The organism is Sphaerobacter sp. (genome assembly GCF_019683595.1).
Lineage (GTDB): Bacteria > Chloroflexota > Chloroflexia > Thermomicrobiales > Thermomicrobiaceae > Sphaerobacter.
The window spans coordinates 1-5,058 of sequence record NZ_JADGHZ010000222.1; the positions used below are offsets into that span (position 1 = coordinate 1).

Here is a 5,058-nt window from a genome sequence, read left to right on the forward strand (position 1 = left end):
CCCGCGTCCCACCCCGGCGCCGGAACCAACCCCGGCCCGCGGCTGCGGCCGCGCGATGCCACAGCGGCGGCTCGGGCCGCCGCACGCCAAAGACCCGGGCACGAACCCGGGCACGAACCCCGGCGCGGTGCTACTCCTCGGAGCCCGCGTACGACAGCGGCGCGCCGCTCGTGAACCGCGACGGGCGGTACGGTGCCAGCTCGGGCGGCTCGGTCTGGAGGAAGTCCTCGACGACGAGGTTCCCCATCGTCGCCGACAGCGTGATGCCGCTATGCATCACGAGGTGGTACAGCCCGTTGACCGCCGGGTCGAAGCCGACGATCGGGTGCCCATCCTTCGGCATGGGGCGCACGCCCATGCGTGCGTTCTCGGCGCGGATGCCGCGCAGCCCCGGCACGACCGTCGCCAGGCGGTCGACGGACTCCTGGCAGACCGGATGTGAGAGATCGATCGGCTGTTCGGACTCGACGAGCTGGTCGAAGTTCTCACGTTGGATCACCATCCGCCAGCCGCCGTCCGGGCGCAGATTCCCCTCCGGCGCGTGGATCACCCGCTTGAGCGAGACGGGCGCCGGCTCGGTCGTGACCAGCAGCCCCGGCTGGCGCGTCACGGGGAGATCGACACCCGCCAGAGCGGCGATGCGCCCGGCATCGGGACCGGCGGCGTTGATCACGGCGTCCGCGCCCAGACGCTCGCCACTCGCCAGCACGACCGTGTCGATCGCTCCCGCCGGGCCGGTCAGTCCGACCACGGTATCCCGCACGAAGCGCGCACCGTAGCGGCGAACGGCCGCACTCAGGGCACCATGGCTCAGCCCGACGCCATTCAGCCAGCCCTCGCCCGGCGTGTAGAACACCTCTTCCACGCGATCGGGGTCGATAACCAGGTCGGGCTCCAGCTCCCGCATCGCCTGCTCCGGCGTGACCGTCTCGACGCGGTAACCCCACTCATGGAGCCGCCGGGTCACGGTCCGCAGCCGCTGCACCTGCTCCGCGTCGTCGGCATAGCACCAGTGCAGGCCGCCGTCGATATGCACCCAGTCCCCATCCAGCTCTCGCGCGAGATCCGCGTGCTCGCGGATGGAGCGCGCGTTGAGGCGGTGATAGTGCCGCGGGGTCTTGTTGAACGAGTTCAGCCAGGCAAAGGAGTTACCCGTCGTCCCGGCGCCCGGGAAGCGCGATTCGACCACCGTGACCGCCGCGCCCGCCTGCGCCAACCGGTACGCGGCCACGGAACCAACCGCCCCCGCGCCGATGACCACGATCCGCGCTCCGCGGAGATACGCCGAACCTACTGCCATGACTCCCTGACCTTCCATGAAAGAGAAAAACGTGCCGCGTTCGCGCGGCGCCGCCTCACCCCGATCCTGGCGAATGGGGCCGCGAGCCGAGGCGGTCACCCGTCGCGGCCACCGGGCCACTGGGGAGTGCGGCCGAGCCCGCGCAGGATCTCCTCGACGCGCTCGGTCGCCGCCTCGTCGCCGGCCGGCAATGGCACGAGCAGCCGCTCCCCGGCCAGGCGCTCCACCCGCAGCCCGCCTGCCCGCAGCGCGGCCTCGATCTCATCCAGACTCCCCTGGTCATCCGGCTGGAGCAGCAGCGCTCGCCGCACGCGGACCCGCCGGTACTCGCGCACCCACTCCGCCATCGCGTAGGCCACGCTCTGGGGCAGCGGCTCGCCGCTCTCCTGCTCCAGGTAGCGGACCATCCGCTCCAGGGTCAGGCCACTCGCCAGGCCACCTTCCACACTCTCGCGGGTGAGCCGGTAGATCGTCACCCGGTCGAGCCGCTCCAGCACGGTGAAGGCCGACAGGGCCCAGACATGCCGCGGGGCCGGACGCAGCAGCAGCACCTCGAAGTTCGGCTGCACCGCCAGCGTCTGCGCACCGAACGCCTCCTCCTCGGGCGGGTCGAGCGACTCGTCCACCAGCCAGCGAAGGTCCGGGCGCACGCGCAGCACCGTGCCCCGCCGCTGTGCCCGGGCGACTTCGATCAGCCCCAGCCAGACCCCGGCGGTGGTGAGCGTGACCGCCGCCGCCAGCCGTACCACGGCGCGGCGGCGCGCCTCGGGCGACTCCTCCCCCGCCTCGTAGCTGGCGGCAGCGGTGAAGTGCGCCCCGAGGGCATTGGGGAACTCGGCGGCGAAGCGCGTGGTGACCGAGTCCAGCGTGTACCAGGTCTCCGGGTCGAGCGCGCCGAGCGCCTGAAGCAGGTGCTGGCGGAAGCCGGGCCAGTCGCCGCCCCATACCTGGAGCGCGTCCCGCTCGTCGCCCTCGGGCCACTCGGCGGCCTGCCGCCAGTGGGCGACGAGACGGCGCATCTGCGCCGGGAAGTCGAGCCGGGTCCAGGCGCGGAGCCGATCGGCCACGACCCCGCCCCCGGCCGGAGCCAGCAGCCCCTCCGCCTCGGCGAGTCGCACGAGAAACGAGACGTAGCCGGTCGGCGGCAGATCGCCCGCGCGCAGCCAGAGCCGCGGAGCCAGGTGCCGCAGCCCCGCGCCGCCCCGCTCGCCTCCGCGCCAGCGGGCACGACCGGCGACGACGTCGCGCAGCAGCGTGAGGAGATCCCAGGCCGCGGCGGCGACGGGTACCCACTCCGTCGCCTCGACCAGGGCCGCGTCGACCGCGACCAGCGGGGGCGGCGGTGCGGCCGGGGCGCGCGTCGGCCGGCGCACGATGTCGGGCACCACGGCGCGGAGCGCGCCGTCGGCATCGTAGCCGCGCCACACCAGCCCGCGCCGCTCCAGTGCGTGGAGGGCGTGCCGGAGCGCCTGCATCGAGAGGCCGAGCTCCTGCCGCGCGACGATCGGGTCGGCAACACCGTCGCGTTCGGTGATCCACGACCAGAGCCGTGCCGCTGTCGGGTCCAGCGCCCGGACGGAGTCTCGGATCACGTCGGCGTTGCCGATGCGGGGTGCGAGGTAGGCCACCAATTCCGGCCGCATCGCCACGGCGGGAATCACCCGGTAGCCGAGTTGCTGCGCGATGACCGCCAGTTCCGCGTCGTCGAACCACTCCAGCAGCGCGGCGGCATCCTGCTCCCGTGGCAGGCCACGCTTGCGCTCCGCTTGCAGCCGTTGCGTCAGGTGTGCCAGCTCACGCGGCAGGAAGAAGCGCTCCGGGGTGGGCGTCAGACCCAGCTCTTCGCGGGGCTGCTCCTGGTAGAGCAGGCCGGCACGGTAGAGCCGCCGCAGCGCCGGCAGCACCTCGTCCGGCGAGGCGTCCACCCGCCCGGCGATCTCCTCAACGCTGACGGCCACGTCGTCGCTCGCCAGCGCGGCGACGATCGCACGCTCCAGCGGCGGCAGGGATTCCCAGGCGAGCGCGAAGGACCAGGGATCGGTCAGCACCCGGTAGAGCCGCCCGATGTCCTCGTGCGCCTCCCGCCCGCGCAGCTCCACTTCCCAGAACTGGGCGATCGTGGTCAGGCTTCGCGGTGGTCGGTCGAGGAGGCGGCCGAGCAAGTTGCGCATCGCGGCTCCGGTGTCGATCGACTGGCGACACCGCCATTATAACGACTTGTCCTGGAGGTCAGCGCGGGTGTGTCCACGCTCATGCCGGCCGGGCCGACCGCGCGAGGAATAAGGCAACCCAGAAGATCAGCATCGCGTTCACGGGATGGAGCGCCGCGATCGCCGGTATGTTCAAATCGCGTGCCAGCCCGATGAAGGCGTACTGCATCCCGATCATCGCGAAGGCACCGAACGACACCCAGCGTATCCGGCGCGGCATCCGGCCGGTGAACGCCAGTACCAGCAAGATGAGCGGCAGGTACTCAAACATGTGCACGAAGTTCTCGTGCCAGCTCCAGCGGAGCGGGGTGTCGAAGATCGCCAGCCCGGCGATGAGCACCTGAACCAGGACGCACCCCACGAAGAGCCAGGCCAGGATCCGGAAGGCGACCCTCGACCGGTGCCCCCGCACGGGTTCTGTACGGGCATACCGATCCTGCGCCTCGCTGGGAGACGGCATCGTGGCGGTCCCCGACGTGTCACTTCGATGCTCTGCAACCACGTGGTCGCTCCCTTCCCGACGGCGCGGCGCGGCCGCCCCTGCGTACTACTCCACTTCCTTGAGCACACGCTCCATCTCCGCGACCCGCGCGCGGAGATCCTCCAACTCAGCCGCGACGCGGCTGAAACCCTGTGCCGCCTGCTCCTGGGCCACAGTGGCGCGTTCGGCTAGCTTGCGATACTCGTCCTCACGCGTCAATACCGCGCGCGCCCGCCGGGTGGCGAAGATCTGCCAGATGAGCACGATCACGATCGCCACTCCGAGTGCAGACATCACCATCACGAAGATCGTGCCGGACCAGGCAGCCTGATTTGGATCCACCGTCAACGCTCCCCTCTCGTGCCCCGACCCACGCCGGACTCCTCACTCCCGCCGTCCGTGAGCGTGCGCACCGCCTCCGCGATGACCTCGGGCGTCAGGTGCACGACGAACGGCGCGACCTCGTAGTACTTCATGGCCTTTCCGTCCTCGGACAATTCGAGGCTCCCGGTCACCAGCCCGGCCGCCTCCAGCCGCTGGAGGTGCATGTAGAGCAGCGGGCGACTCATGCCGACCTCGCGCGCGAGCTGGCTGACGTACTGCCGCCCCCCCACGAGGGTCGCCACGATCCGTAGCCGGTGTGGGTTGCCCAAGGCCGCCAGCACCCGCAGGAGCTCATCTCCGGTGAGCGTTGGCGGCGTCCTGTTCTCCCTATCCGTCATCTGTCCAGTCCACCCATCACCTGTCAGGTATTTCTAACACGTGATAGATCGACTGTCAACCCCCTTGGGGACTTGGTGAATGAACGGCGTACACGCGGGCGGCACGGGGCCGGGGGTGATGGGGTTTGATGAAGAGCGTTGGGCTGCGGAGGTGGCGTGTGCTCGGGGACGGATGAAGGTTCCCGCGTTGTGGCGGGCGTAGGAGGGGGTGGTGTGAGGATCTCCGGGTTGTGGCATGTGCCCGGGGCTAAAGCCGCCGGGCTGAACAGTGGGTAAGCCCACTCAAGGGGCTGCGATGGCCACACCCAGGCGGAGACGATCCGGCCTCCCAGCGGGCGCCGCATC

At 70.9% G+C, this 5,058-nt stretch carries 5 protein-coding genes; all 5 read right to left on the reverse strand.

The genetic code is table 11. The annotated features are described in order from the left end of the window. Positions 1-130: 130 nt before the first annotated feature. A complete protein-coding gene (locus IRZ30_RS15510) occupies positions 131-1,300 on the reverse strand; it encodes an FAD-binding oxidoreductase (protein ID WP_294086433.1) in 1,170 nt (389 codons plus the stop codon). A 95-nt stretch (positions 1,301-1,395) separates the two neighbouring features. Next, complete coding sequence (locus tag IRZ30_RS15515; protein WP_294086434.1) at positions 1,396-3,471, reverse strand: helicase-associated domain-containing protein; 2,076 nt, start codon at positions 3,469-3,471, stop codon at positions 1,396-1,398. Positions 3,472-3,550: 79 nt separating this feature from the next. Next, complete coding sequence (locus IRZ30_RS15520) at positions 3,551-4,012, reverse strand: DUF6220 domain-containing protein (protein ID WP_294086436.1); 462 nt, start codon at positions 4,010-4,012, stop codon at positions 3,551-3,553. Between the two features lie 45 nt (positions 4,013-4,057). Beyond that, on the reverse strand, positions 4,058-4,333 hold the full coding sequence (locus IRZ30_RS15525; protein WP_294086439.1) for a hypothetical protein: 276 nt from the start codon (positions 4,331-4,333) through the stop codon (positions 4,058-4,060). 2 nt (positions 4,334-4,335) lie between these two features. Continuing rightward, positions 4,336-4,713 carry a winged helix-turn-helix domain-containing protein gene (locus tag IRZ30_RS15530; RefSeq protein WP_294086444.1) on the reverse strand — a complete coding sequence of 126 codons (378 nt, stop codon included), beginning with the start codon at positions 4,711-4,713 and terminating at the stop codon, positions 4,336-4,338. Between the last annotated feature and the right edge of the window lie 345 nt (positions 4,714-5,058).